Origin of the sequence: Chryseobacterium oleae (assembly GCF_900115055.1) — a bacterium.
Taxonomy (GTDB): domain Bacteria; phylum Bacteroidota; class Bacteroidia; order Flavobacteriales; family Weeksellaceae; genus Chryseobacterium; species Chryseobacterium oleae.
The window spans coordinates 1-23,384 of sequence record NZ_FOVD01000010.1 but is presented as its reverse complement, the minus strand read 5'-3'; the positions used below and the strand labels follow the sequence as shown (position 1 = coordinate 23,384).

Below are 23,384 nucleotides of genomic sequence, written 5' to 3'. Positions count from 1 at the left end.
GGCAAAATACATAACTTCGGATAGACAATTAACTCACTTAAAAAAATTGATAAAATGAAAAAATACCTATTAAGCTTTGCTTTAGCTTGTATGAGTTTAACAGCTTTTGCACAGGCAGATTACGAAAAAATAATGACTGAAAAAATCGCGAAAACAGAGACCTGCAAAACGCCGGAAGAGTTTCAGACATTGGCCAATGATTTCCAGAGGATCGGGAGCAAGGAAAGCTCAAAATGGCTGCCTCCTTATTACGCAGCATTTTCCCAGATTCAAAAAGGAAGACTGATGATGAGAAACGGGAATATGCAAAGTTTGGATGAAACAGCAGGAGAGGCCGATAAATACCTTGCGATGGCACAAAACCTTGCAGGGGCAGACAATGCTGAGATCCATTTGCTGAGAAAAATGGCCGCATCTTTAAGAATGATGGTTAATCCTGCGCAGCGTTATATGACAGATGGAGCGAAAGCCACTGAAGAGATGGGGATCGCAGAAAAACTTGATCCTTCCAACCCGAGAGTTGCGCTTATCAAAGCAGAAGACGTGTATTTTACACCTGAGCAGTATGGGGGAAGCAAAACCAAAGGTCTGGAAATGTTCAAAGAGGCACTGGCAAAATTTAATGCCTATAAACCAAAAACAAGCTTAGATCCGAACTGGGGCAAAACAGAAGCGGAATATTTTCTGAGTATGCCGGCAAAATAATAATGAATTCAAGCCTTCCTGACACGGAAGGTTTTTTTTATTCCATTCGGATAGGAAAATCTGCCCTTCGGTAAATAATAATTTTTGATACCTTTATTAAAGACTAATTTTGAACCAGGAAAACTGCTCATGAAACGTAAAGGAATTATCATATTATTTTGGGTCTCGCTGGGAACAGCGCTATTTTTCTTCTTGTTTTTTACGAAAGAGAAGAACATTCACAATTTTTTGATCACTCTGTTGATCTCTACCATGTATTCCTTTATTCTTGGATTTGGAAATGCTTTTATCAACGACTTTCTCAATAAGAAGTTTCCATGGTCTGAAACTACCGGGATCAGAACCGTATTAAGTGTTGTCTCCATCATCATAGGGAACTTTATTCTGGTCTATTTCTGTAATTATATCAACTACGTACAGATCCAGAAAGTAGCCACCACAGAAGCTTTTTTCTCTAAAGAATATGCAACGACCAATTGGTTCATGATCAATATTGCGCTTCTGATTTCAGCCTTTCTCCATGCCAAAAGTTTTATGGAAGAAATGAAGAAGACCTCCAGAAAAGAAGTGGTGGAGCAGAAGCTGATCGCCAAGTCGGCCAACGCACAGTTTGAAAGTCTGAAAAACCAGCTGGATCCGCACTTTCTCTTTAATTCTTTAAATGTATTAAGCGCTCTGATCGACGAAAACCCAAATCAGGCGCAGAAGTTTACCGCTTCAATGTCAAAAATTTACCGGTATGTACTTGAACAGAAAGATAAAGAACTGGTGACGGTGGAAGATGAGATTGAATTTGCTAAAACCTATTGTGAACTTTTAAAAACCAGATTTGAAGACAGTGTGGATTTTATTTTCGATGTTAAAAAAGAGGAATATAGAAGATATGTAGTCCCGCTTTCACTTCAGCTTTTACTGGAAAACTGTATCAAACATAATTTTGCAACATCTTCGAAGCCTTTAGTCATTAAAATATTCTCGGAAAATGATACGCTATGCATTGAAAACAATCTGCAGGCCAGAGAACAGATGAAAGAAAGTGCAGGAATAGGACTTGCCAATATTGTTCAGCGTTATGCACTGCTTACGAAGAAGAATGTTTTTATTGAAAAATCGACGGATTATTTTAAAGTGAAAGTTCCGATACTTTCCAATAAACCCAACACAATCAGTGTAAAACCTGAAGATGATAACGGATCTTACGAGAAAGCAAAGAAGCGGGTAAAGGAATTAAAAGGCTTCTACGGAAATCTCATTTCTTACTGTACCATCATCCCTTTTCTGATGATCATCAACCTTATTACTTCTCCTAATAGTCTTTGGTTTTACTTTCCCATGTTAGGTTGGGGAGTGGGAGTAGTTTCTCATGCATTCCAGGTTTTTGGAGTCGGAGAATCCTGGAAAGAGAAGAAGATCCGCGAAATCATGAATAAACAAAAAAATAGAAATAATGGAAACCTATGATGAAGAAAACGTCCGCTATGAGCAAGCCAGAAGGCAGGTCGAGCGATTAAGAGGATTTTACGGGCACTTATTCGCTTATATTGCGGTGAATGCCATGATTGTGGTGTATAATATTAAGCATTTAGAGCCGGGAGAGAGCTATTTTCAGTTTAAAAACTTCTTTACGGCGACCTTCTGGGGAATTGGTCTGGTAGCTCATGCTATAGCGATTTATTTGCCCAATATTGGCTTTATAAGTGATTGGGAGGAAAAGCAGATCAGGAAACTGATGGAGAAAAAGAAAAAATAAATCGTTACAAATGATTGAGCTAAAATCAAACTGAATTTTAACCTTGTCGGTTATGAGTTTTAAGTTATGAGTTACTCGTTTCAGGGATAAGAGATCCAAAACAGGATAAGAGATCAAGTTTTTCAACGCAAAGATTGATTTAGGAAGCGCATGATTTTGAGGAAGGCAAAGAGTTCGACTGCGTTGCTGATGAAGCTGAAGGATATAATAACGCCCGCTTCTTCGAATCAATCAGAGATTGATTCTATGCTTTGCAACCCTCAAAACTATACGGTAATAGAATAAAACTTTGCGTATAAAAACCTCTCCAGTTTTGAAGTTAATTCAGTATATCCACGTAAAAGGCTGTTCCTGATCTGAACCACAAAACCCGCATCCCGAAACATCCTGAATTTATTATAAAACAAATACCCTGATCCCAAAACAATACAAATATGCATCCTCTACAAGTCTTATTTTCCATTTCAATGGTTGCCTGGTTTATCACGGAGTTCCTCTACAAAAACATGCTGAAATCCGGCAAAGAGGACAAAAAAGATAAGGATAAGTCTACACTGAACATCTTATGGATGGCCATTCCGTTTTCCATAGCCACTTCAGTAGCCGCTTCGTATATGACAAGATTTCCAATCACAGGAGGAGTATGGATTTTGTATTTGGGAGAAGCATTAATTCTGACCGGAATTATATTCAGATTTATCATTATCAGATCTTTGGGGAAATACTTTACAGTAGATGTAACGATAAAAGAAGATCATCAGATCAAAAAAGAAGGATTCTATAAATACTTGAGACATCCTTCGTATGCATTTTCACTGTTAACTTCTTTAGGATTAGGTTTGTATCTGAATAACTGGCTTTCACTAGTTCTGGCTTTTCTGCCACCATTTATCGCGTTCACTTACCGGATCAAAATCGAAGAACAGGCGCTTGTAGAACAGTTCGGGGAAGAATATATACAATATCGTAAGAAGACCAAAAAGCTGATTCCTTTTATCTACTGATCTATATTTACTCGAAATAAGTATCTGCTCAATTAGCAAAATCTGCGAGAGATTATAAAAACAAAATTCCAACTTATTTATATCAATAACTAGCTGAAAATCTTTGGTTTTCTAGCGCCTTACATATTCTCAATTCTGGAAAACTTTGCGTCTTTGCGCTTATCCAAAACAAGTAAACAGATTTTTTTACGATTCAGAAAGCATAATCTACCACTCAGTCATATAAAGTTGATTGAAGCCCCATTTCTGACCTACCTTTGATTCAACAAAAAAACAAACTCACCTTTTAACAATAAAAATTATGGAAACATTAGGATACACAAAAGAAACGCAGGCTTACAAAAAAGCAGCTAGAAGAGTAAAAGAACTGAAAGGATTTTACGGAAACCTGACTTCATACTGTCTTGTTATTCCTTTCTTACTGGCACTGAATCTTCTTACCTCTCCCGGTCATTTATGGTTTTACTGGCCAATGCTTGGATGGGGAATCGGAATTGTAGCGCATGCTGTGAGTGTCTTCGGGATAGGAAAAGAATGGGAAGAAAAAAAGATCAAGGAACTGATGGATCAGGACTCGAGAAACATAAAAACACTATAATTAACCATAAAACTTTAACGATCATGGATTACGATAGCGCATACGAGAGAGTAACTCAACTGAAGAAATTTTACAAAAGCCTTCTCTGGTTTGGAATAGTAGCCGGAATTATCTTCTTTAATGATATTTTTGAAAACGGGACGTTCGATTTTTCTTTATTTGATGGATCTGTTATTTTGGTCATCTGGGGGATTTTCCTGACCATAAAAGCTGTAAAATTATTCCTTCTGGATTCAGAATGGGAAAAGGGAATTATAGAAAAAGAGATGAAGAAAAACAAAAAGAGCATAGATTTTTAAACTGTTTATTTTTTATCTAATTTTATTCCCGATTTAAACTAAAAACTGGAACTCAATGATCAAGACTGTCATTATCGAAGACGAAAAACCTGCTTCAAGGAAACTGGAAAGAATGCTGAGTAATTTTCCTGAAATAGAAATAGTTGGCAAAATAGAATCAGTAGAGGAAGGAGTTGCCTGGTTCTCTGAAAACGAACACCCGCAGCTGATCTTTTCGGATATTGTTCTTGGAGACGGCCTGTCTTTCGATATTTTTGAAAAAGTTCCCACGAAAGGGTTTATCATTTATACGACAGCTTTTGACCAATATACTTTGAAAGCATTTAAGCTGAACAGCATCGATTATCTTTTAAAACCTATTCTGGAAGAAGATCTTTCCGGAGCGGTGGAAAAATTTAAATCATTTATTCCTGCCAATAATACCACGGGTTCTGAGGACATCAAACAGCTGATCCGAAAGGAAAAGTCTACACTGTCCAGAGTTTTGGTGAAGATCGGATACAATCTGAAAATTGTTCAAACACAGGAGATTAGCTGCTTTTTCAGTGAAAATAAGATTGTTTATCTTCAAACGGAAGAACGTGTTTATCCATCAGATTTTACCCTTGATGAACTGGAAGATATTCTGGAAGAAAAGAAATTTTTCCGGGTCAACAGACAGTTTATCATTAATTCAGATTATATAAAAAACATCCACACTTCACCATACTACAAAGTGGATATGGAATTTCAGCCACAGGAAGAAATCACCGTAAGCCGTGACCGGGTGAAGGATTTTAAAGAATGGCTGGTGGGGTAGAGGAATTAGATGCTAGATTTCAGACATCAGACATCAGACATCAGATTTTTAGGTTGAGGCTAAGATTGAGAAATGTGAATGGTCAATTTTGCTTCGCAAGTGAAAAGTGAAAAACCTCAGTTCCAAGGCCGCTTTAAATAACTCATCACTCATAATTTATCACTCATAACTTGCCAAAAAACTCTCACTCTAATACCCTCAAACCCTGAAACTCAAAACCGTGATTATCTGTAATCTATCCTGTTAGACTCAGTGTCTTCAAGCTGTTTTAGAATAGAAGCAGGAATTTCATCACTGTCAATTGGAAAGCTGATAGAGTCTGAAATAAAGGTTTTCCGGTCTGCTTTCTGAAATATTTCGAACAGGGCTATCGGCTCCTGATTAAAACTGATACATGTACTTATAAAATGAACCTCATGGAGCTTGTATTCTGGATTTTTAAGCTTTTCCTTGATATCTTTTATTCTTGAGATAAAATGACGTTGGCGGATAAACGTATTGCTGTTCATGATGATGAATACGTAATCAGAATAGGCTGTCACTTTCCCAAAATATTTATGATGATCGCCGCCGCTTCGCTCGATGAAATATTCACCGGTGGTTTCGGATTTATAAATCTCCATGGCAGAACGCCATATACGCTCGTCTCTTGCCTGTAAAGGATTCTCCGGAAGATTTCTGTTATACGAATACCAGCAGCCCACCAAACGGTCTAAAAGGGCTGTATTCTGCTTCACATTATTCATGTCGATCCTGAGATCATTGAAATTGAATGCTTCCGTGTTTGAATTAACAAAATCAATATAATTTGAATACCCCAGAACTTTGACGATCTGGCTTAGTTTAGCAAGATTCGGTCTGCTTAAAGCAGTATTTTCATTCTGTTGATATTTCTTTAATTTATTGATGATCAGATGTTCGTAAAGGTAATTGGAGCCTAGAAGGTCTGGCTCTTTCTTAATTTCTTTTTCTGAGTGATCATTCGTAATCAGTTCGTTCAGTTCTGCACTGATGTAGGACCATTCTGTCTTGGTGACATCTTCCCACCTGTTTTTCTTCAAAAAATGCTGACTCAGAAAATTCATTAACTTCTCAAGGTGTTGAATATCTTCCTTTTTCATCTGGTTTCAATTTTATAAGACTAATATAAGATTTTTATACATCCGAATAAGATTTAGGAAAGACTTTTATATTATTTAATCCATTCATATTTGAGTAGAAAAATAAATGGTAACACAATGGAAACTACAATCTTATTAAAAGACGAAACCCTTTGGAGCAGGATACAGAGTTTTTCACTCGATGCTTCGGATGCTGATTTTCCTTTTTCGAAAAAACTGGCCAAAGAAGAGTACTGGACCTTAGATTTTGCTCAAAAAGCGATTCAGGAGTATAAAAAATTTGTCTATCTCTGCTGCATCCTTCCCAATGGTGCTTCTCCAAGCGAAACGGTAGACAAAGTGTGGCATATGCACCTGATTTACACACAGAACTACTGGGAGGAATTCTGCCCGAATATCTTAAAAAGAAAGCTCCATCATCACCCTTCAAAAGGAGGTATTTCTGAGAAAAAGAAACATCAGAACTGGCATCATGACACCTTACATCATTATAAGGAAATCTTTCAGCAGGAGGCGCCGGAAGAGATCTGGACAGATCAGATAAAGAAAAAAGATCAGCAGACTTTCTGGAAAAAGGGATTTAAATTCCTTTCGCTGGGCAGCCTCTTATTTCTGGTGTATTCCTGCTCCGGAGGTATTTTTGGAGGCGTGTTCATCACTATTTCATGCATCATTGGCTTTTTCTTCTTCATGGGGTTTATTTCATGGATTTTCGGAGGAAATATCAACAAGGAACAGGATAAAAATGTCAGCAGCAATTCGGATGGAAGTTCAGGCTGCAGCAGCGGCTCCAGTTGTGGAGGAGGTGGCAGCTGTGGCGGTGGATGCGGAGGAGGCTGTGGCGGATGCGGCAGTTAAAAAATAATAGCTATGAAAAAAATACTGTTCTACTCAGTCCCGCTAATGATAAGCATGATCTGGCTTATTCTTACACAAGAGACCATTAACCCTATCTCCATAAAAGGTCCAGCATTTCTGAAATTTTATTTGATTCTTGTGCTTGGTTTTTATGCTTCAGTGCTGATTTTGCAATCTTTTAAAGGAAACAGCTCAAAAACAATGTTTTACTTTATGATTCTAATTCTTTTGCTGGGTATTGTAAAGCTGATAAAAGGCTTAATTATCGGGAAACCAGTCGGATATCTTGTTGTGATATTGATTATGGAAGGAGTGATCATCCTGTGTCAGCCAGGTGTACAATCCAATCCAAAACATAAACCTATTTAAAACCAATATCATGACCAGGAAATTCACGGAAGTTGAGAAAAATATTCTATACAAAAATATTCCTTTGCAGAAGCAGGGTTATTCCGTGGGCTGGGAGCCGGTTTTGTTTATTATCCTGACCATACTCCTGTTTATGTTTGGAATTAAAATACTCCTGTTTGATTATAATCCGTTTTTTGATGATGAAAAAGAGACTTTGGGCTCTTTTCTCTATTTTATGACAGCGTTTATTCCTATCGGGGTAGGGTCTTTTGTAGGCGTTGCCGTTTTATTTACGCTCGTGAAAAATATGATTTTGTATCCGACTTATGGAAAATATGCAGTAGAAAAGTCATTTGATGTGTCAGACATTAAGATTGTTCAGGGAAAAGGATCCGAAGATTTTATCATCCGGATTTTCAATACAGAAGGTGGGAAAACAGAAATAAAAATCGAGCTGAAAATAGCTGTAGAATCCTCTTTAAAAGGGGACTTTCTCAAAGCAATTGAAAAATACAGAGTTAAGGATTCTGAAAACATCAGTATTCCGTTTATGAAAATCCTGCGTATTCTTGAAACGAAACCTTTTTCAGGAGTGATACATCTAAGATTAAATGATTTTTCTACTGATATGAAACTGGATTCCAGCCATCTGATCTATTCTTACGATGTTTTTTTCAAAACAAAATATAAGGTAATCTCCAGTTTCAAAACAAAAGAACCTCTTTTTATCAATTTCTACGGAGATACTTTTGAAAAAGAAATCAATTTTACAATGAACGATGTGGAAAGTAAAATAACTTACTATTTTGTTGAAGATTATCTGCTTTAGATGGAGCTGTATTTGGTTGGTCAAGTCCGGAAAGATAAAAAACAACCCCAAAACAAAATGCTTCGGGGTTTTATAGATATCAATTAAGATGATTTAATTATCTTGTTTTTCCTTGGTCGGTTTGTAACCGTATTTGCGGACCATTACAGAAGTGATCACTGCAAGAATAAGAGTGGCTGCAATATTTGAAGCTTCCGTATGTACAATCATCTGATAAAGATTATACCCAAAAACGGCACCTACAACAGGAATTAAAAGCAGGTTGACAAAAGCATACTGGTTTTTTGAAGTCGTTTTCATAGTGATATTTTTTATTGTTATTTACTGAGTAAGTCTAACAACTTAAAATTCGTTACAGAAAAATTTCAAAAACTTTTTCTTTAGGCAATAACACCGCTTCCAATCAGCTCTTCATCAATATACCATGCTGCGAACTGTCCTTCTGCAATTGCTGACTGTGGCTCTTCAAATGCAACATACAATGCATCCTCGAACTGATAAAGTACTGCTTTCTGCAATGCCTGTCTGTATCTGAATCTTGCCATGACTTCCATAGATCCTCCATTCTCCAGCTTCATATCCTCACGAACCCAATGCACTTCTGCATTATCAATTTTCAATGCTTTTTTGTGCAATCCCGGAGAACTGTGACCTTCGCCCACAAAAATAATGTTGTTTTCCATGTCTCTGGAGATGATAAAACAGCTTTCTTTATGGCCGCCGATACCAAGTCCTTTGCTTTGTCCGATCGTGAAAAACTGAGCACCCTGGTGCTTTCCGATTACTTTACCGTCAGCTTTTTTATAATTAATTTTCTGCGCTAAAAACGCCAGCTCTTCTTCTTTTGAAGAAAATTCAGGTTTTTCTACCGAGAATAATGGTGAATCTTTAAATATTTCCACAATTTCTCCTTCTTTAGGAACCAATTGCTGTTGTAAAAACTGAGGAAGACTTACCTTTCCGATAAAACACAACCCCTGAGAATCTTTTTTATCAGCAGTCACAAGCCCGATTTCTTTAGCGATTTCTCTTACTTCCGGCTTTGTGAGCTCTCCGATAGGGAACAATGCTTTTGATAACTGATCCTGGCTCAGCTGACACAGAAAATAAGACTGATCTTTATTGTTATCCTTTCCAGCTAAAAGATGGAAGATTTCTTTTCCGTTTTCATCAAAAGTGGAATTCACCTGAGCATAATGCCCAGTCGCCACTTTATCAGCACCTAAAGACATCGCTGTCTTCATAAAAACATCAAATTTTACTTCTCTGTTACACAAAACATCCGGATTCGGCGTTCTTCCTTTCTGGTATTCATCGAACATATAATCTACAATACGCTCTTTGTAAAGCTCACTCATATCAATCACCTGAAAAGGGATTCCTAATTTCTGAGCCACCATCAGGGCATCGTTACTGTCTTCAATCCATGGACATTCATCCTCCAGCGTTACTGAAGCATCATTCCAGTTTCTCATAAACAGAGCCACCACTTCATGACCTTGCTGCTGTAATAAATACGCTGTGACACTGGAATCTACACCTCCAGATAATCCTACTACTACTTTCATTGTATTTCAATTTTACGAAACTCTTAACGGGAGTTCTTAGTTTGACCCGGCAAAAATACAATTAAAAAGATTCGCAAAAAAACCATAATTTTAAACATCGATAAAAACAATATTAATATGAAAAAACTCATTATTCCTTTATTTATAATAATTTCCGGATCAGTGTTTTCGCAGGTTTCGGTAGGCACGGATTCACAGGACAATAATAAATGGACCTTCGGAGGAGGAATCGGGTTAGGGTTTGGAAGCAACAGTGCATTTTACCTGCAGGCTTCTCCCAGAGTGGGATACAGGCTGACCGATGATCTTGAGGCGGGAGTAATAGGAAGTGTTTCCTGGCAGACTTCCAATTCTTATAAATCTACAATGTTTGGAGTTGGGCCTTTTGCCAATTATTATTTCGCAAGATCCTTTTACGTAGGCGCAAATCTTCAGCAGTATTTTATCAATTATAAAGACAAACTGTATGATTATAAATCCAATGAACAGGAAACGGCTCTATATCTCGGAGGTGGCTATATGCAGAGGATAGGAGGAAACTCTTTTATGCAGCTGGGATTAATGTATAATGTACTTTGGAAAGAAAATTCAAGTATATTTTCAAGCGGCCTTGTCCCGAATATAGGCTTTGTGGTAGGACTGTAGAATCTATAAACAAATTAAACATCAATAGGAACGGGCTTTAGCCCGTTTTATTTTTACCCATATTTGAGAACGGCTTTAGCCAAAACCTAAAAAAAACAAAAAAGCACCGGAACATTCCGGTGCTTTTCATTATGATGATATTATTTGTTTACGGTTGAGAAGACTTTTCAGTCGTCTTTTTCGGTTTTGAAGTTTTTCCGGTCAGGCCGTCTTTAGCTTCATTCACGTCAAGAACTACCGTTTCTCCTTCGTTTAATTGCTTGTTCACCAGCATTTCTGCCAATAAGTCTTCAATATATTTCTGGATAGCCCGTTTCAAAGGTCTTGCTCCGAAATCTTTATCCCATCCTTTTTCAGAAATAAAGTTTTTCGCATCTTCCGTTAACTCTACTTTATAACCTAATTTTTCAAGTCTGCCATAAAGCTTGTTCAGTTCGATATCGATAATTTTCTTGATATCGTCCTGTACCAAAGAGTTGAAGATCACGATGTCATCAATTCTGTTTAAGAATTCAGGCGCAAATGCTTTTTTAAGAGCATTTTCAATCGTGCTTCTCGCTCTTGTATCTGAACCTGTTTTCTTAGCTGAAGTTCCGAATCCTACACCATCTCCGAAATCCTTAAGATCTCTTGTTCCGATGTTTGAAGTAAGGATAATGATTGTATTTCTAAAATCAATTTTTCTTCCTAAACTGTCCGTAACGTGTCCTTCATCTAAGATCTGCAACAGAATGTTGAATACATCAGGGTGAGCTTTTTCAATCTCATCCAGAAGAACCACAGCATAAGGTTTTCTTCTTACCGCTTCTGTTAATTGTCCTCCTTCTTCGTATCCTACGTATCCCGGAGGCGCACCAACCAATCTTGAAACCGCAAATTTTTCCATGTATTCACTCATGTCAATTCGGATCAGAGATTCATCAGATTCGAAAAGTTCTCTTGCCATTACTTTAGCAAGTTCAGTTTTACCAACCCCTGTAGTACCAAGGAAGATAAATGTACCAATCGGACGGTTCGGATCTTTAAGACCGGCTCTGTTTCTTTGAATTGCCTTAACAACTTTTTTCACAGCGTCTTCCTGACCGATCACTTTTCCGTTCAGTTTGTCATCCATCTGAGCTAGTTTGTCAAGCTCGTTCTTACCAACTTTCGTTACCGGAACTCCACTCATCATAGAAACCACTTCCGCTACATTTTCTTCCGTTACGGTTTCTTTTTTCTCTTTTACATCTTTGTCCCACTTGTCCTGAGCTGAATTCAGTTCCATCTGAAGACGTTCCTCTTCATCTTTAAGCTTTCTTGCCTCAAGATAATCCTGAGCCTTAACCGCTTTCTGCTTCATTTCTTTGATATCCTCGATTTTCTTTTCAAAATCAATGATTTCAGTAGGAACTTTCATGTTCTTGATATAAACACGGGAACCTGCTTCATCCATGGCATCAATAGCTTTGTCCGGTAAGAAACGGTCTGTAATATATCTCGCTGTCAAATTGACACACGCCAGAATGGCTTCCGGAGTATACACTACATTATGATGTTCTTCGTACTTGTCTTTAATCTGATTCAGAATCTGAATGGTTTCCTCAATATTGGTAGGTTCCACCATTACTTTCTGGAATCTTCTTTCCAAAGCACCATCTTTCTCAATATACTGACGGTACTCATCCAGCGTGGTTGCCCCGATGCATTGAATTTCGCCCCTTGCCAAAGCCGGTTTGAACATATTGGATGCATCCAGACTTCCCGTAGAACTTCCTGCACCTACAATAGTGTGAAGCTCATCGATGAATAAGATGACGTCTCTGTTCTTTTCCAGCTCAGTCATGATTGCTTTCATTCTTTCTTCAAACTGACCACGGTATTTGGTTCCGGCTACTAAACTCGCCAGATCCAAAGTAATAACGCGTTTTCCATAAAGAACTCTCGATACTTTCTTCTGCTGAATTCTTAAAGCAAGTCCTTCTGCAATCGCAGATTTACCAACTCCCGGTTCACCAATAAGAAGAGGGTTGTTCTTCTTTCTTCTCGATAAGATCTGAGAAACACGCTCAATTTCTTTTTCACGACCAATTACAGGATCCAATTTTCCGTCTCTTGCCAAAGAAGTAAGGTCTCTACCAAAGTTATCCAATGTAGGCGTTTTACTTTTTGCAGAGCCTAAATTTCCTGAAGGCTTCCTCATCTGCTCAAATTCCTCGCGGTCATCATCATCGTCATACGCACTCATCTGTGGTGCCTGCCCGGAATTTTTAAGCATCGTCTGGTATTCCTTTGAAACTCCTTCGTAGTCGATGTCATAAGCTCCTAAAATGTTTGAAGTAGGGTCCTCATATTTGTAAAGAATGCCTAAAAGCAGATGAACGGTATTAATTTCATTGCTTTTATACTGTCTGCATTCTAACTCTGCACGTTTGATCGCATGATCTGCCATCTTGGTGAAAGAAATATTAGTAACCTCCTCAGAAATAGGATTAAGACTTGCTGTATTTAAAGTTTCAATTTTTCTTCTGATTTGTGTTAAATCCGCATTAAGGTTTTGAAGGATTTCTTTTGCAGAGTTTTCCGTTTTTATAATACCTAAAAGTAGATGTTCTGTATTAAGAAATTCACTTTTCAGCCGTTTAGCTTCGCTTTTGCTTTGTTTGAACACCTGGCTCAAACCTTGTGAAAACTTATAATCCATAATATATCTCATTAGAATAATAGCAACAGTGCCAATTATTCATTATCTAAATTACAAATATTTTACCAAAAATCAATTAATGACTTTATGGCAGAAAAAATTTTATTATCTTATTGAAAATGATTAAGTTTGTTCTCCTTTAAAATTTCCCCATGAATCCCGAAATTACTACTTATATCGGATATTCTGCATCAGTTTTCATTGTATTGAGTTTCATATTGAAAGATGTAAGAAAAATTAGAATTGTCAATATGATAGGCTGTATATGTTTTGTCATTTATGGTATTTTCAATGGTTTACTTTGGCCGGTTATCATCCCGAACGGGCTGATTTGCCTTATTCAGATCTATTATTTAATATTTGGCGGAAAAAAATAATGAAGAAGAAAATATTGGTTTCTGCCTTTAGCAGCCTCTATACAGACCAGAGAATAGAGAAAGTCTGTAAAACCCTTTTTGACAATGGTTATCCTGTAGAACTTATCGGAAATGACTGGGGTGGTAACGAAAACATGGAACGTCCTTATCCTTTTTCCCGGATAGAATTAAAATCAACAAGTTTAAAAACAGCTTATTTTGAATTCAACTGGAAATTATATAAGCAGCTAAAGAAAAAGGCAGATCAAAATACGATTCTTCTCGCCAACGATATTGATGCCCTTCTTCCCAATTACCTGATCGCAAAAAAACTGAATATTCCGCTGGTTTTTGACAGCCACGAGATTTTCACGGAAATGCCGGCGGTACAAAACAGGTTTTCACAGAAATTCTGGAGACTGCTGGAAGGAAATATGGTTCCTAAAATACAATTCATGATGACGGAAAGTCAGAGTTATGCCGAATGGTTTCATGAAAAGTATAAGGTAGACGCTGTGGTGGTAAGAAATATTCCAAGAAAAATCCTTTCTATACCCGACATTCCAAATAATGATCCTAAAATAATACTGTATCAGGGTGCCGTAAACCAATCCAGAGGGATTGATAAAGTGATTCTGGCGATGCATTCTATTCAGGATGCTGTTTTAAAAATCGCAGGAGACGGTCCTTTAAAGAAAACGTATGAGGATCTTGTCATTCAGGAAAAACTGCAGGAAAAAGTAGTTTTTCTGGGTAAACTGAAGCCGGAAAACCTTAGAGAAGTAACCAAAACAGCAGACGTGGGATTCAGTCTTGAAGAAAATAATGGAGTAAGTTATTTTTACTCTCTTCCCAATAAAGTATGTGATTATATTCAGTCCAGAGTGCCGCTGGTCATGATCAACTTTCCTGAAATGCTGCGGATTAAAAACCAGTTTGATATTGGTGAAATCGTTACCGATCATCAGCCTGAAACAATCGAGAAAGCAATTAACAGAGTACTCAAGAGGGGACGAGGAGATTACAGAAACGAACTTGATAAGGCAGCCGAGGTTTTTTGCTGGGAAAATGAAGAAATGAAAATTTTACAGCTTTTCGAAAAAGCATCTTCATAAATTATCTTTATAAAATTGGTTATCTTTGCAAAAGATAATTGTTAAAAAATGACCATTAAAGAAAAACAGCAGGAAATAATTGACGAATTCGCGTTTCTTGATGACTGGGAACAGAAGTATGAATATATTATTGATCTTGGAAAAGAATTAAAAGGACTGCCTGAAGACAGAAAAACAGATGATAATCTCATCAAAGGCTGTCAGAGTAAGGTTTGGATCGATGCTGAATTCAAAGATGGTAAGCTTTTTTTCGATGCTGATTCAGACGGTATTCTTCCAAAGGGAATTGTTTCTCTTTTGGTAAGTATTTACAGTGGTCATTCTACCCAGGAAATCTTAGATTCTGACTTTGAATTCATTGCAGAAATCGGACTTCAGGAGTTTCTTTCTCCTTCAAGAGCCAACGGATTAATGGCAATGACTAAGCAGATTAAATTTTACGCAGTTGCTTATCAGTTAAAATCTTAGACTTGACCAGAATTCTAGCATATCGTTTTTCCGCTTTCGGTGATGTCGCTATGACAGCGCCTGTCTTCAGGGAGTTTCTGGAGCAGAATCCGGATGTGGAAATTATCATGGTTTCCAGAAAAAATTTCGAAAGCTTATTTGCTGATATTCCAAACGTTATATTCAAAGGAATTAACCTTGATGAGTATAAAGGATTCTTTGGACTGCGAAGGCTTGCCAATGAACTGATCAAAGAATTTAATCCTGATTTTATAGCGAATCTTCATGACGTGATCCGAACCAAGATTCTGGATAAGATCTACAGAAGAAAAGGGCTTAAAGTCTTTAAAATCAATAAAGGAAAAGAAGAAAAGGAAGAACTCACCGATGTATGGAATCTGAATAAAGTTCAGTTAAAAAAGACGGTTGAGCGCTATGCGGATGTATTTCGTGCCATGGGCTTTAAAGTTGAACTTTCTCATAAACTAAGGCCTACACCAGGAGAAAAATCGGGGATTGGTTTGGCTCCTTTCGCACAGCACAGAGGAAAAATGCTTCCTTTGGAGAAATCATATGAGTTAGCCAAAATTTTAGCTCAAAAATACAAGATATATTTCTTTGGAGGCGGTAAAAAAGAAACCGAAACCCTTGAAAAATGGGAAAGCGAAATTCCTAATACAAAAAGCCTTTCCGGAAAATTAACTCTTTCGCAGGAACTTCAGAAAATATCAGAACTTGAGCTGATGATCTCCATGGATTCGGCTAATATGCACCTTGCCAGTCTTATGGGAACCAGATGTGTTTCTATATGGGGCTCTACGCATCCATATGCGGGGTTTTTAGGCTTTGGACAGAGTGAAAATGATGTGGTTCAGGTGACTGATCTTACCTGCAGACCTTGTTCGGTTTTTGGGGATAAAGAATGTTATCGTGGTGATTGGGCCTGTCTTGAAGAACTGAGTGTCCAGAAGATAGTAACAGTTATCAGTCTTTAAAAATAATTTTAACCATTTCTTCCGCTTTAGCATCATCAGAATAGTTCTTTTCCAGAACTTTTCTTCTTGTGTCATTTTCATCATAGCTTTTTGTAGCTATTTCAATAATATGTTGGCGGATTTTATCTGAGCTGGAGCCTAAATGGCATAAATCCATTAATGCCCTGTCATCAGTTATGTTTTCATTAATAATAACAAATCTGCTGTTATACAATGCGTTAAACAGTTTTACTTTTGTGCCGGAATTCTGGTAGGAGAGGAGAATATTGGCATGTGCATTTTCAAAAAGGCGGTGTAAATTTTCTGTTGTTTCAATAGGAACCAGGCTGACATTTCCGATATCGCTGATTTTCTTTTTTAAATCCTCACCGGCACGGTCAGATGCAACAACAAGCTGGTGTTGAGGAAGGTTTTTAAACATGCCGATGGTTTCTTCTAATGCTTTTCTGTTGTCTGATATGCTGAGGTCGCCATGAAAAAGAAAATAATCTCCTTTTTTGTCCAGATGTTTTACGGATCCATTACCATGAAAGATATGGATGAGGTGCGCGTTTTTCGAATATACATCTACTTCATTAAATTCCTTCTCAGAAAGGCAGAAAACCCCTTTAAACTCCTTTAACGTTCTTTTCTGATAATCTGCATACTTTAAAGATTCGATCTTATAAATAAGTTTCTTGAAAACATTTTTTTCTGAAGAAGAAAGTCCTTTGTAATACTCCGTTTCATTATTGTGGAACCGGAGATAAAGATTGTCGTTTTTGTCCTTTAATTGACGGATAATGCGGGTCGTCTGCAGTCCTTCAAACAATATGGGAGCTTTTATGCTCATCAGGTTTTGAAATAGAGCATCAGAAGTTCTTATAGAGGCTGCAAAAGGAATTGTCGAAAAATATTGAAACGGGTTTTTCTTTTTCCTGTAAAAGAAAACATTTTTGGTAATGCTTTTAATCTCCTGATCAATAATCTCCGGAATCTGGTCTACAAAACAGTGCAGATGGATCTTAATGCCTGTATCCGACAATGCTTTGATCTTATAATAAACATCGATAATGCCTCCGTAAGAGGGAGGATAGGGATAATTGAACGATATAAGATGAAGTTCCTTCAAAAACAGTGTACTTGTGACTAAGACCGCAAAGGTAAAGAATATAATATCTATGAATGGTGATAAACAAAAAAAATCTCCCAGAAAACTGAGAGATTTTGTGGGCCCTGAGGGATTCGAACCCCCGACCCTCTGGGTGTAAACCAGATGCTCTGAACCAACTGAGCTAAGAGCCCTGAACTTTTTTTTGAAAGGCTTCAGTTACCTTTGTGTGGGCCCTGAGGGATTCGAACCCCCGACCCTCTGGGTGTAAACCAGATGCTCTGAACCAACTGAGCTAAGAGCCCCTATACTTGTTTCCTCGTTTAGAGTGGTGCAAATATACGACTTATTCGGAAATCTCCAAATTTTTTTCTAAAAATTCTCCAACTACAAAGTTACTTCCGCCGATGAAAATCATTTCTTCTTTTGTACATCGCTCTTTTGCAGAAAGATACGCTTCCTGTACAGAATCGAAAATTTTATAAAAAATTTTTGCCTCCCGCAGAAGATTTTCATAGTCTTCGGGGTGTCTTCCCCTGTTGATAGATGGTTTTGCAAAATAAAACTCAGAATTCTCAGGAAGGAGAGCCATCACTTCATCGATCTTTTTGTCATTAACAAAGCCCAAAATGACGTGCTTGTGACGATCTATAGAGTTAAGCTGAGAAAAAACATACTCCAATCCGGCCTGATTGTGGCCCGTATCACAAATGGTAAGCGGGTCCTGAGAAAACTCAAACCAGCGACCGATAAACCCAGTATTTTGATGCACATGAAGTAATCCGTTCTCTATATTTTCATCAGAAATACTGATATTCAGCTTTTTTAATTCCTCAACTAATGCAAGAACAACGCGGATGTTTTTCTTCTGGTAATTTCCTTTAAGATCAGAAACCAGGTTTGTTTGTAGAGTTGTAGCGTCAATAAAGGGCGCATTTTCAAGTTCAGCCTTCTGTCTGATGATATTTTTAACCGTATCCGTTTCGTCTCCTGAAATAATAGGGATGTGAGGCTTGATGATTCCTGCTTTTTCTGCTGCAATTTCCTCAATAGTGTCTCCTAAAATATTCTGATGATCCAATTGTACATTGGTAATAGCTGCAACAAGAGGCTGAATAATATTTGTAGAATCCAGTCTTCCGCCAAGGCCGACTTCAATAATGGCAAAATCGACACCCTGCTGATAAAAATATTCAAAAGCCATGATGGTGGTAAATTCAAAAAAAGAGGGAAGGATATCCTCGGGAAGCGTTTTTAGTTTTTGAATAAATCCAAAGACAAATTCCTTATCACAGTTTTTTCCGTTGACCTTGATGCGTTCCGTGAAGTCGATAAGATGAGGAGAATTGTATAAACCTACTTTATAACCGGCATCCTGCAGCACAGAAGCCAGCATATTGCTCGAAGATCCTTTACCATTGGTCCCTCCGATATGGATGCATTTTATCTTTTCCTGAGGATTGCCGAAAAAATCACACAACTTTGTAATATTGTCTAACCCAGGTTTATAGGCCTTCAGCCCGTCGATCTGATAGTTGGGAGCCTGTACGAAAAGCCAGTCTACAGCTTCCTGATATTGTCCGTTTGTCATGATGCAAAATTCACAAAAGTTTTTTTAAAATAAAATATTAATTATTAAAACTGTAACTTTTTTATATTTGGCTCGTCTAATATTGAAAATTATTAATATGAAAAAAGTTTGGATTATCGTTTTTGGATTAAGCTATCTGGGACTAAGTGCTCAGAAGAAATGGTCCTTAAGAGAATGCGTAGACTATGCCGTGGAGCATAATCTTCAGGTTATCCAAAATCAATATTCTAAACAAATCCAGGATTCTAACCTTAAAATAGCAAAAAATCAATATTTGCCATCAGTATCCGGAAGTATGTCTAATAACGTGAGTTTCGGGCAGACTTCATTTGGTACAGGAAGTTTGAGGAATGACAGGTTCAGCAACAGTGCTAATCTGGGAGCGGATATCTTACTGTATAACAATGGGAGACTGGAGAAAGCGATCAGAAAAACCCAGTTTGATGTAGAAGCCAGCCAATATGATGTGGAAACGATTAAAAATGACATTTCCCTTCAGATTGCACAACAATATCTGACAACCCTACTCAATAAAGAAATTGTAAAAATCTCGGAAAGCGCGGTTGAAAATGCTCAAAAGCAATACGACAGAGCTAAAATAACAACGCAGGTCGGAACGACGGCTCAAACTATTCTGGCGGAAGCAGAAGCAGCATTGGCGAGAGAAAAACAAAACCGTAAGACAGCTGAAATTAATGTGGGCAGAAGTCTTTTTGCCATGGCACAGCTCTTACAGCTTCCCGATTATAAAGATTTTGATGTTGAATATGTAGACGTTCCTGACCAACTGGAACAACCCTTAAAATCGGTGGATGAAGTTCTTACCACGGCTTTTGAAAATCAACCTCAGGTAAAAGCGGCACAAAGCAGAATCAATTCTGCCGTAGCGCAAACAGAAGTAAGTAAAACGGCTTTCTGGCCGACGCTTACAGGAAGTGTGGGAATAGGAAGTTTTTACAACAACCTTTTAACCACTAATACCACAGGTGTTGATGCGGCTGGGAATCTTGTAATGGAAAGAAATTTATTCGGTCAGTATAAAGATAACTTTGGACAGAATGCCAGTGTTTCACTGAATGTTCCTATTTTTAATAAAGGAATTACCAAGCTGCAGGTAGAACAGTCTAAAATAAACGAAAGCGTTGCTAAGATTACTCTTGAACAGCAGAAGCAGACGGTAAGACAGAATGTGCAAAAGGCACAGTTTGATGTAGATGCCAATTATGAAACCTTCCTTTCAGCAGTAGAAACGGAGAAGAGTACAAAGCTTGCTTTAGAATTTGCTGATAAAAGTTATACGGCAGGAAGAACCACTATTTACGATGTGAATGTAGCCAGAAATAACTATGCAAACGCACAGGGATCTGTGGCTCAGGCGAAATACAATTATCTTTTCAGTCTTAAATTGCTGAATTTCTATGCAGGAATTCCATTAACTTTGTAAAATGTCTATCCAGTCATTAGAAAAATATTTACCTCAAAATACACTAAAATACTTAAGGATTTGGTTTGCAGATTACTTTATTCACATAAAAGTTACACGCAGCCGAAATTCCAAACTGGGAGATTATAGAAAACTTCCTGATAACTCCCATGAAATAACGGTGAATTCAACATTGACTCCACCGCTTTTTTTCTTTGTGCTTACCCATGAACTGGCCCATCTCATCGCTTTTGAAAAATATGGGCGCAGAATTTCACCACACGGCATCGAATGGAAAGAGACCTTCAGAAATATGCTTCTTGAAAGTCTTGAAGTCTATGATGAGGATCTGAAGCCGATCATCATTAGATTTTCAAAATCCCCAAAGGCTAATTTTATGGCCAGCCCAGATCTTGTAAGATATTTTCATACTGAAAAACAAGATGATAGGCTGCACTTTATTGAAGAACTTCAAAAAGGAGAATTTTTTATCTACCGGAACGAGAAGTATTTATTAGAAGGTCTGATTAAAAAAAACTATCTTTGTAAGAACCTGGCTACGGGAAGGAAGTATTCTTTCAAGCCTCTGGCAAGGGTTGAAAAATGTAGGCAAGAATGTTAAAATCAGATAGATACTGTGTCATCATGGCGGGAGGAATCGGCAGCCGGTTCTGGCCTATGAGTACACAGAAATTTCCAAAACAGTTTCAGGATATTTTAGGAATCGGGCGTACTATGATTCAGCAGACGTATGACAGAATCAGCCGGATCATTCCTAAAGAACAGATATTCGTGATCACGAATAAAGAATACGTAGCGCTTTCCCATCAGCAGCTTCCGGAAATTCCTGAAGAAAATATTGTGGGCGAACCTCTGATGAAAAATACAGCGGCATGTAATCTGTACATGGCCAACAAGATTGCTGAAATTAATCCGGATGCAACGATGATTGTACTTCCGGCGGATCATTTGATCTTAAAGGAAGAAGTATTTCTGGAGAAAGTAGAACTTGCTTTTGACCTTGCTGCCAAGCATGACTACCTGGTAACTTTGGGAATTACGCCTACCAGACCGGATACCGGATACGGATATATTCAGTTTGTAGAAAAGAAAAGTTCAGATTATTTCAAAGTAAAAACGTTTACGGAAAAACCTATTCTTGAAATTGCCCAAAGCTTCCTTGAAAGTGGAGATTTTCTATGGAATGCAGGGATATTTATCTGGAATGTGAAAAGCATTCACCATGCATTTGAACTCTATCTTCCTGAAATGATGCAGCACTTTATGGCCTGCGAATACAATTCTGAAAAGGAAGACAGCTGCATTGAAACCATTTACCCGAAAGTACAGAAAATTTCGATTGATAACGGAATTCTTGAAAAGGCCAAAAATGTATATGTAATTCCCTCCGATCTGGGCTGGAGTGACCTTGGAACCTGGACTTCCGTATACGAAAATACTGAAAAAGATAAAGACGGAAACGCTGTAAAACTGAAGCATTTCCTCAATTATAATTCCAAAGGGAATATCATCAGACTGAAGAACAATAACAAAGCTGTCATCATCGACGGCCTTGAGGATTTTATTATCGTAGACACAGATAAAGCATTGCTGATCTGTCCGAGAGACAATGATCAACTGATTAAAGACTATGTTCTTGACCTGAAAAGTTTCAAGAAAGGAGATAAGTTTATGTAAAAATTAATGGCTAACTTTCTGCTGATTTTTGAATTATGATAAAAACCGCAACACGATCAACCATTTTTTTGTTTCTGCTCTTTGGATTTCTGGGATTTTCTCAGAACAAGAAAAATTTTTCCAGTATCCCGAATATTTTACAGCAAATTATTCCCAATGACAGAATAGATTCCTGGGTTTTGGTGTACAACAGCTACGGGAAAAATCAGGAGATCAGGACTTCAGGCGGAAAGAAAGATTATACACCACAGTTTTCCGGCTTTAATCTATTCCCCACAGAAGACAGCTTTTATTATATTGCTTATGCTGCAGGCGGAAAGATGAATTACATCACAGATCTTGAAGGTTTGAGAAAGTTCGTTGGAAAAATTGATAATGCGGAAGAAGCGGCTATTGTTCTGACGGCTGAAGGATACATGGTAGACGAGGAATTTAAAGACGTTGCCGGCAATTATTATGAAGATACAGCCAATTACTATCTGGATCTCGGAAAACTTACCTCAAAGGAATGTCCTTACCAGAAAACGCATTATGCACTGACTGTCAGTAAGTCCTCAGGAGATGTTTCCAAAGTGAAAGACAACGGAACCTACATTGAACTTTACAATAAAAAGTGCGCGAATAATCCAAGGCTTTTAAAAATTCAGAAAAAAGAAGAACCCAAAGATGACCCAAAGAAATCTACTAGACGAAAATAGCGTTTACGAAACAGAAAGACTGATCATCCAGCCTGTATCGGTGGATGACAGAGAATTTATTTTTGAACTTTACAACAGACCGAAGTTTATTCAATACATTGGAAATCGTGGGGTAAACAGCATTGCTGATGCTGAAAACTATATTATAAACAGGTTTCTTCCCCAGTTTGAAAAATCCGGTTTCGGAAACTATGTGGTCGTAACAAAAGATAAAGGCGAAAAAATAGGCGCAGTAGGAATTTTTGAAAGAGAAGGCCTTGATGTCGTGGATATAGGTTTTTCCCTGCTGGAAGAATTTGAAGGGAAAGGATATGCCTATGAAGCTGCTGAGAAGGTTAAATCTATCGGGATGGATATCTACGGCTTACTGAAAATCTCCGCCATCACCTCAAAAGATAATTTTTCATCTCAAAGCCTCATCAAAAAACTGGGACTGGAATTCAAAAACTATGTGACCCTTCCCAATGACGATGAAGAGTTGATGTACTTTGAAACAAATTAAGTTTTAATGTCAGGAAGCCCGATGCTGCTTAAATTCTGACGATCCGGTTAACCATGTCAAGGTTTTGAACCTTGACATTCTATGTTAATTGCCAACTTTTAAAAGTTAAAATATTTATATTTTATTAATAATTGTGTTGATATTGTATTCTATTCTTTAAAATTCCGAAAGCTTGTCTTAAAAGTTTATTGCATACAGCAATTAATGCTACTTTTTTACATTTCTTTTTTTCCAGAATTCTTTCATAAAGAGCTTTGCA

At 37.6% G+C, this 23,384-nt stretch carries 26 protein-coding genes and 2 tRNA genes; 20 read left to right on the top strand and 8 right to left on the bottom strand.

Features of this window, described 5'->3' with window-relative positions; genetic code table 11:
- Positions 1-54 precede the first annotated feature (54 nt).
- From BM143_RS22055 to BM143_RS22025, 7 genes are all read left to right on the top strand, one after another.
- Positions 55-705 carry a hypothetical protein gene (locus BM143_RS22055; RefSeq protein WP_090027368.1) on the top strand — a complete coding sequence of 217 codons (651 nt, stop codon included), beginning with the start codon at positions 55-57 and terminating at the stop codon, positions 703-705.
- 129 nt (positions 706-834) lie between these two features.
- Entirely contained in the window at positions 835-2,166 is a 1,332-nt protein-coding gene (locus BM143_RS22050) for a 2TM domain-containing protein (protein ID WP_090027367.1), read from the top strand.
- Complete coding sequence (locus BM143_RS22045; RefSeq protein WP_090027366.1) at positions 2,153-2,455, top strand: 2TM domain-containing protein; 303 nt, start codon at positions 2,153-2,155, stop codon at positions 2,453-2,455. The genes BM143_RS22050 and BM143_RS22045 overlap by 14 nt, the downstream gene beginning before the upstream one ends.
- 434 nt (positions 2,456-2,889) lie before the next feature.
- Positions 2,890-3,459 (top strand): methyltransferase family protein, encoded by a 570-nt coding sequence (locus BM143_RS22040; RefSeq protein ID WP_090027365.1) that lies wholly within the window; start codon positions 2,890-2,892, stop codon positions 3,457-3,459.
- Between the two features lie 301 nt (positions 3,460-3,760).
- Positions 3,761-4,057 (top strand): 2TM domain-containing protein, encoded by a 297-nt coding sequence (locus BM143_RS22035; protein ID WP_090027363.1) that lies wholly within the window; start codon positions 3,761-3,763, stop codon positions 4,055-4,057.
- A 23-nt stretch (positions 4,058-4,080) separates the two neighbouring features.
- Positions 4,081-4,356 (top strand): 2TM domain-containing protein, encoded by a 276-nt coding sequence (locus BM143_RS22030; RefSeq protein WP_167375334.1) that lies wholly within the window; start codon positions 4,081-4,083, stop codon positions 4,354-4,356.
- Positions 4,357-4,411: 55 nt separating this feature from the next.
- Positions 4,412-5,155 carry a LytR/AlgR family response regulator transcription factor gene (locus tag BM143_RS22025; protein ID WP_083544247.1) on the top strand — a complete coding sequence of 248 codons (744 nt, stop codon included), beginning with the start codon at positions 4,412-4,414 and terminating at the stop codon, positions 5,153-5,155.
- A gap of 224 nt (positions 5,156-5,379) precedes the next feature.
- On the opposite strand, the gene BM143_RS22020 is transcribed toward BM143_RS22025, so the two are convergent.
- On the bottom strand, positions 5,380-6,276 hold the full coding sequence (locus tag BM143_RS22020) for a hypothetical protein (protein ID WP_090027358.1): 897 nt from the start codon (positions 6,274-6,276) through the stop codon (positions 5,380-5,382).
- A gap of 117 nt (positions 6,277-6,393) precedes the next feature.
- Here BM143_RS22020 and BM143_RS22015 point away from each other — a divergent pair, with 117 nt between their 5' ends.
- The 3 genes from BM143_RS22015 to BM143_RS22005 are packed head-to-tail and all read left to right on the top strand — an operon-like array spanning position 6,394 to position 8,314.
- Complete coding sequence (locus BM143_RS22015) at positions 6,394-7,134, top strand: glycine-rich domain-containing protein (protein WP_090027356.1); 741 nt, start codon at positions 6,394-6,396, stop codon at positions 7,132-7,134.
- Between the two features lie 12 nt (positions 7,135-7,146).
- Positions 7,147-7,503 (top strand): hypothetical protein, encoded by a 357-nt coding sequence (locus tag BM143_RS22010; protein ID WP_090027354.1) that lies wholly within the window; start codon positions 7,147-7,149, stop codon positions 7,501-7,503.
- A gap of 10 nt (positions 7,504-7,513) precedes the next feature.
- On the top strand, positions 7,514-8,314 hold the full coding sequence (locus tag BM143_RS22005; RefSeq protein ID WP_090027352.1) for a hypothetical protein: 801 nt from the start codon (positions 7,514-7,516) through the stop codon (positions 8,312-8,314).
- A gap of 93 nt (positions 8,315-8,407) precedes the next feature.
- Here the strand turns inward: BM143_RS22005 and BM143_RS22000 are convergent, their stop codons facing one another.
- Both BM143_RS22000 and mnmA read right to left on the bottom strand, forming a co-directional pair.
- Positions 8,408-8,614 carry a hypothetical protein gene (locus tag BM143_RS22000; RefSeq protein WP_090027350.1) on the bottom strand — a complete coding sequence of 69 codons (207 nt, stop codon included), beginning with the start codon at positions 8,612-8,614 and terminating at the stop codon, positions 8,408-8,410.
- An 80-nt stretch (positions 8,615-8,694) separates the two neighbouring features.
- Complete coding sequence (gene mnmA / locus BM143_RS21995) at positions 8,695-9,882, bottom strand: tRNA 2-thiouridine(34) synthase MnmA (protein ID WP_090027348.1); 1,188 nt, start codon at positions 9,880-9,882, stop codon at positions 8,695-8,697.
- A gap of 117 nt (positions 9,883-9,999) precedes the next feature.
- Here mnmA and BM143_RS21990 point away from each other — a divergent pair, with 117 nt between their 5' ends.
- Positions 10,000-10,527, top strand: coding sequence for a hypothetical protein (locus tag BM143_RS21990; RefSeq protein WP_072924376.1), 528 nt, complete (start codon positions 10,000-10,002; stop codon positions 10,525-10,527).
- 148 nt (positions 10,528-10,675) lie between these two features.
- On the opposite strand, the gene BM143_RS21985 is transcribed toward BM143_RS21990, so the two are convergent.
- Positions 10,676-13,210 carry an ATP-dependent Clp protease ATP-binding subunit gene (locus BM143_RS21985; RefSeq protein WP_090027555.1) on the bottom strand — a complete coding sequence of 845 codons (2,535 nt, stop codon included), beginning with the start codon at positions 13,208-13,210 and terminating at the stop codon, positions 10,676-10,678.
- Between the two features lie 152 nt (positions 13,211-13,362).
- Between BM143_RS21985 and BM143_RS21980 the strand changes: the two genes are divergently transcribed.
- From BM143_RS21980 to BM143_RS21965, 4 genes are read left to right on the top strand one after another with little or no spacing between them, the layout of a single operon-like run.
- Positions 13,363-13,587, top strand: a complete 225-nt coding sequence (locus BM143_RS21980) for a hypothetical protein (RefSeq protein WP_034724413.1) — start codon at positions 13,363-13,365, stop codon at positions 13,585-13,587.
- Positions 13,587-14,681, top strand: coding sequence for a glycosyltransferase (locus BM143_RS21975; RefSeq protein ID WP_090027347.1), 1,095 nt, complete (start codon positions 13,587-13,589; stop codon positions 14,679-14,681). Before BM143_RS21980 ends, BM143_RS21975 begins: the two co-directional genes overlap by 1 nt.
- A 48-nt stretch (positions 14,682-14,729) precedes the next feature.
- Positions 14,730-15,149, top strand: coding sequence for a SufE family protein (locus BM143_RS21970; RefSeq protein ID WP_034724410.1), 420 nt, complete (start codon positions 14,730-14,732; stop codon positions 15,147-15,149).
- A gap of 2 nt (positions 15,150-15,151) precedes the next feature.
- A complete protein-coding gene (locus BM143_RS21965) occupies positions 15,152-16,123 on the top strand; it encodes a glycosyltransferase family 9 protein (protein WP_228430934.1) in 972 nt (323 codons plus the stop codon).
- Here BM143_RS21965 and BM143_RS21960 read toward each other — a convergent pair.
- From BM143_RS21960 to BM143_RS21945, 4 genes are all read right to left on the bottom strand, one after another.
- Positions 16,113-17,234 (bottom strand): hypothetical protein, encoded by a 1,122-nt coding sequence (locus BM143_RS21960; RefSeq protein ID WP_090027343.1) that lies wholly within the window; start codon positions 17,232-17,234, stop codon positions 16,113-16,115. The genes BM143_RS21965 and BM143_RS21960 overlap by 11 nt on opposite strands.
- A gap of 98 nt (positions 17,235-17,332) precedes the next feature.
- Positions 17,333-17,407, bottom strand: a tRNA-Val gene (locus BM143_RS21955).
- Between the two features lie 36 nt (positions 17,408-17,443).
- Positions 17,444-17,518 (bottom strand) — tRNA-Val (locus BM143_RS21950).
- Between the two features lie 41 nt (positions 17,519-17,559).
- Positions 17,560-18,804, bottom strand: a complete 1,245-nt coding sequence (locus BM143_RS21945; RefSeq protein ID WP_090027342.1) for a bifunctional folylpolyglutamate synthase/dihydrofolate synthase — start codon at positions 18,802-18,804, stop codon at positions 17,560-17,562.
- 97 nt (positions 18,805-18,901) lie between these two features.
- Here BM143_RS21945 and BM143_RS21940 point away from each other — a divergent pair, with 97 nt between their 5' ends.
- The 5 genes from BM143_RS21940 to BM143_RS21920 are packed head-to-tail and all read left to right on the top strand — an operon-like array spanning position 18,902 to position 23,125.
- Positions 18,902-20,248 carry a TolC family protein gene (locus BM143_RS21940; RefSeq protein WP_090027340.1) on the top strand — a complete coding sequence of 449 codons (1,347 nt, stop codon included), beginning with the start codon at positions 18,902-18,904 and terminating at the stop codon, positions 20,246-20,248.
- 1 nt (position 20,249) lies between these two features.
- Positions 20,250-20,849, top strand: coding sequence for a SprT-like domain-containing protein (locus tag BM143_RS21935; RefSeq protein WP_090027338.1), 600 nt, complete (start codon positions 20,250-20,252; stop codon positions 20,847-20,849).
- Positions 20,843-21,925, top strand: coding sequence for a mannose-1-phosphate guanylyltransferase (locus BM143_RS21930; protein ID WP_228430932.1), 1,083 nt, complete (start codon positions 20,843-20,845; stop codon positions 21,923-21,925). Before BM143_RS21935 ends, BM143_RS21930 begins: the two co-directional genes overlap by 7 nt.
- 35 nt (positions 21,926-21,960) lie before the next feature.
- A complete protein-coding gene (locus BM143_RS21925; RefSeq protein ID WP_090027336.1) occupies positions 21,961-22,623 on the top strand; it encodes a hypothetical protein in 663 nt (220 codons plus the stop codon).
- Complete coding sequence (locus BM143_RS21920) at positions 22,592-23,125, top strand: GNAT family N-acetyltransferase (protein WP_090027334.1); 534 nt, start codon at positions 22,592-22,594, stop codon at positions 23,123-23,125. The genes BM143_RS21925 and BM143_RS21920 overlap by 32 nt, the downstream gene beginning before the upstream one ends.
- Positions 23,126-23,384: the final 259 nt, after the last annotated feature.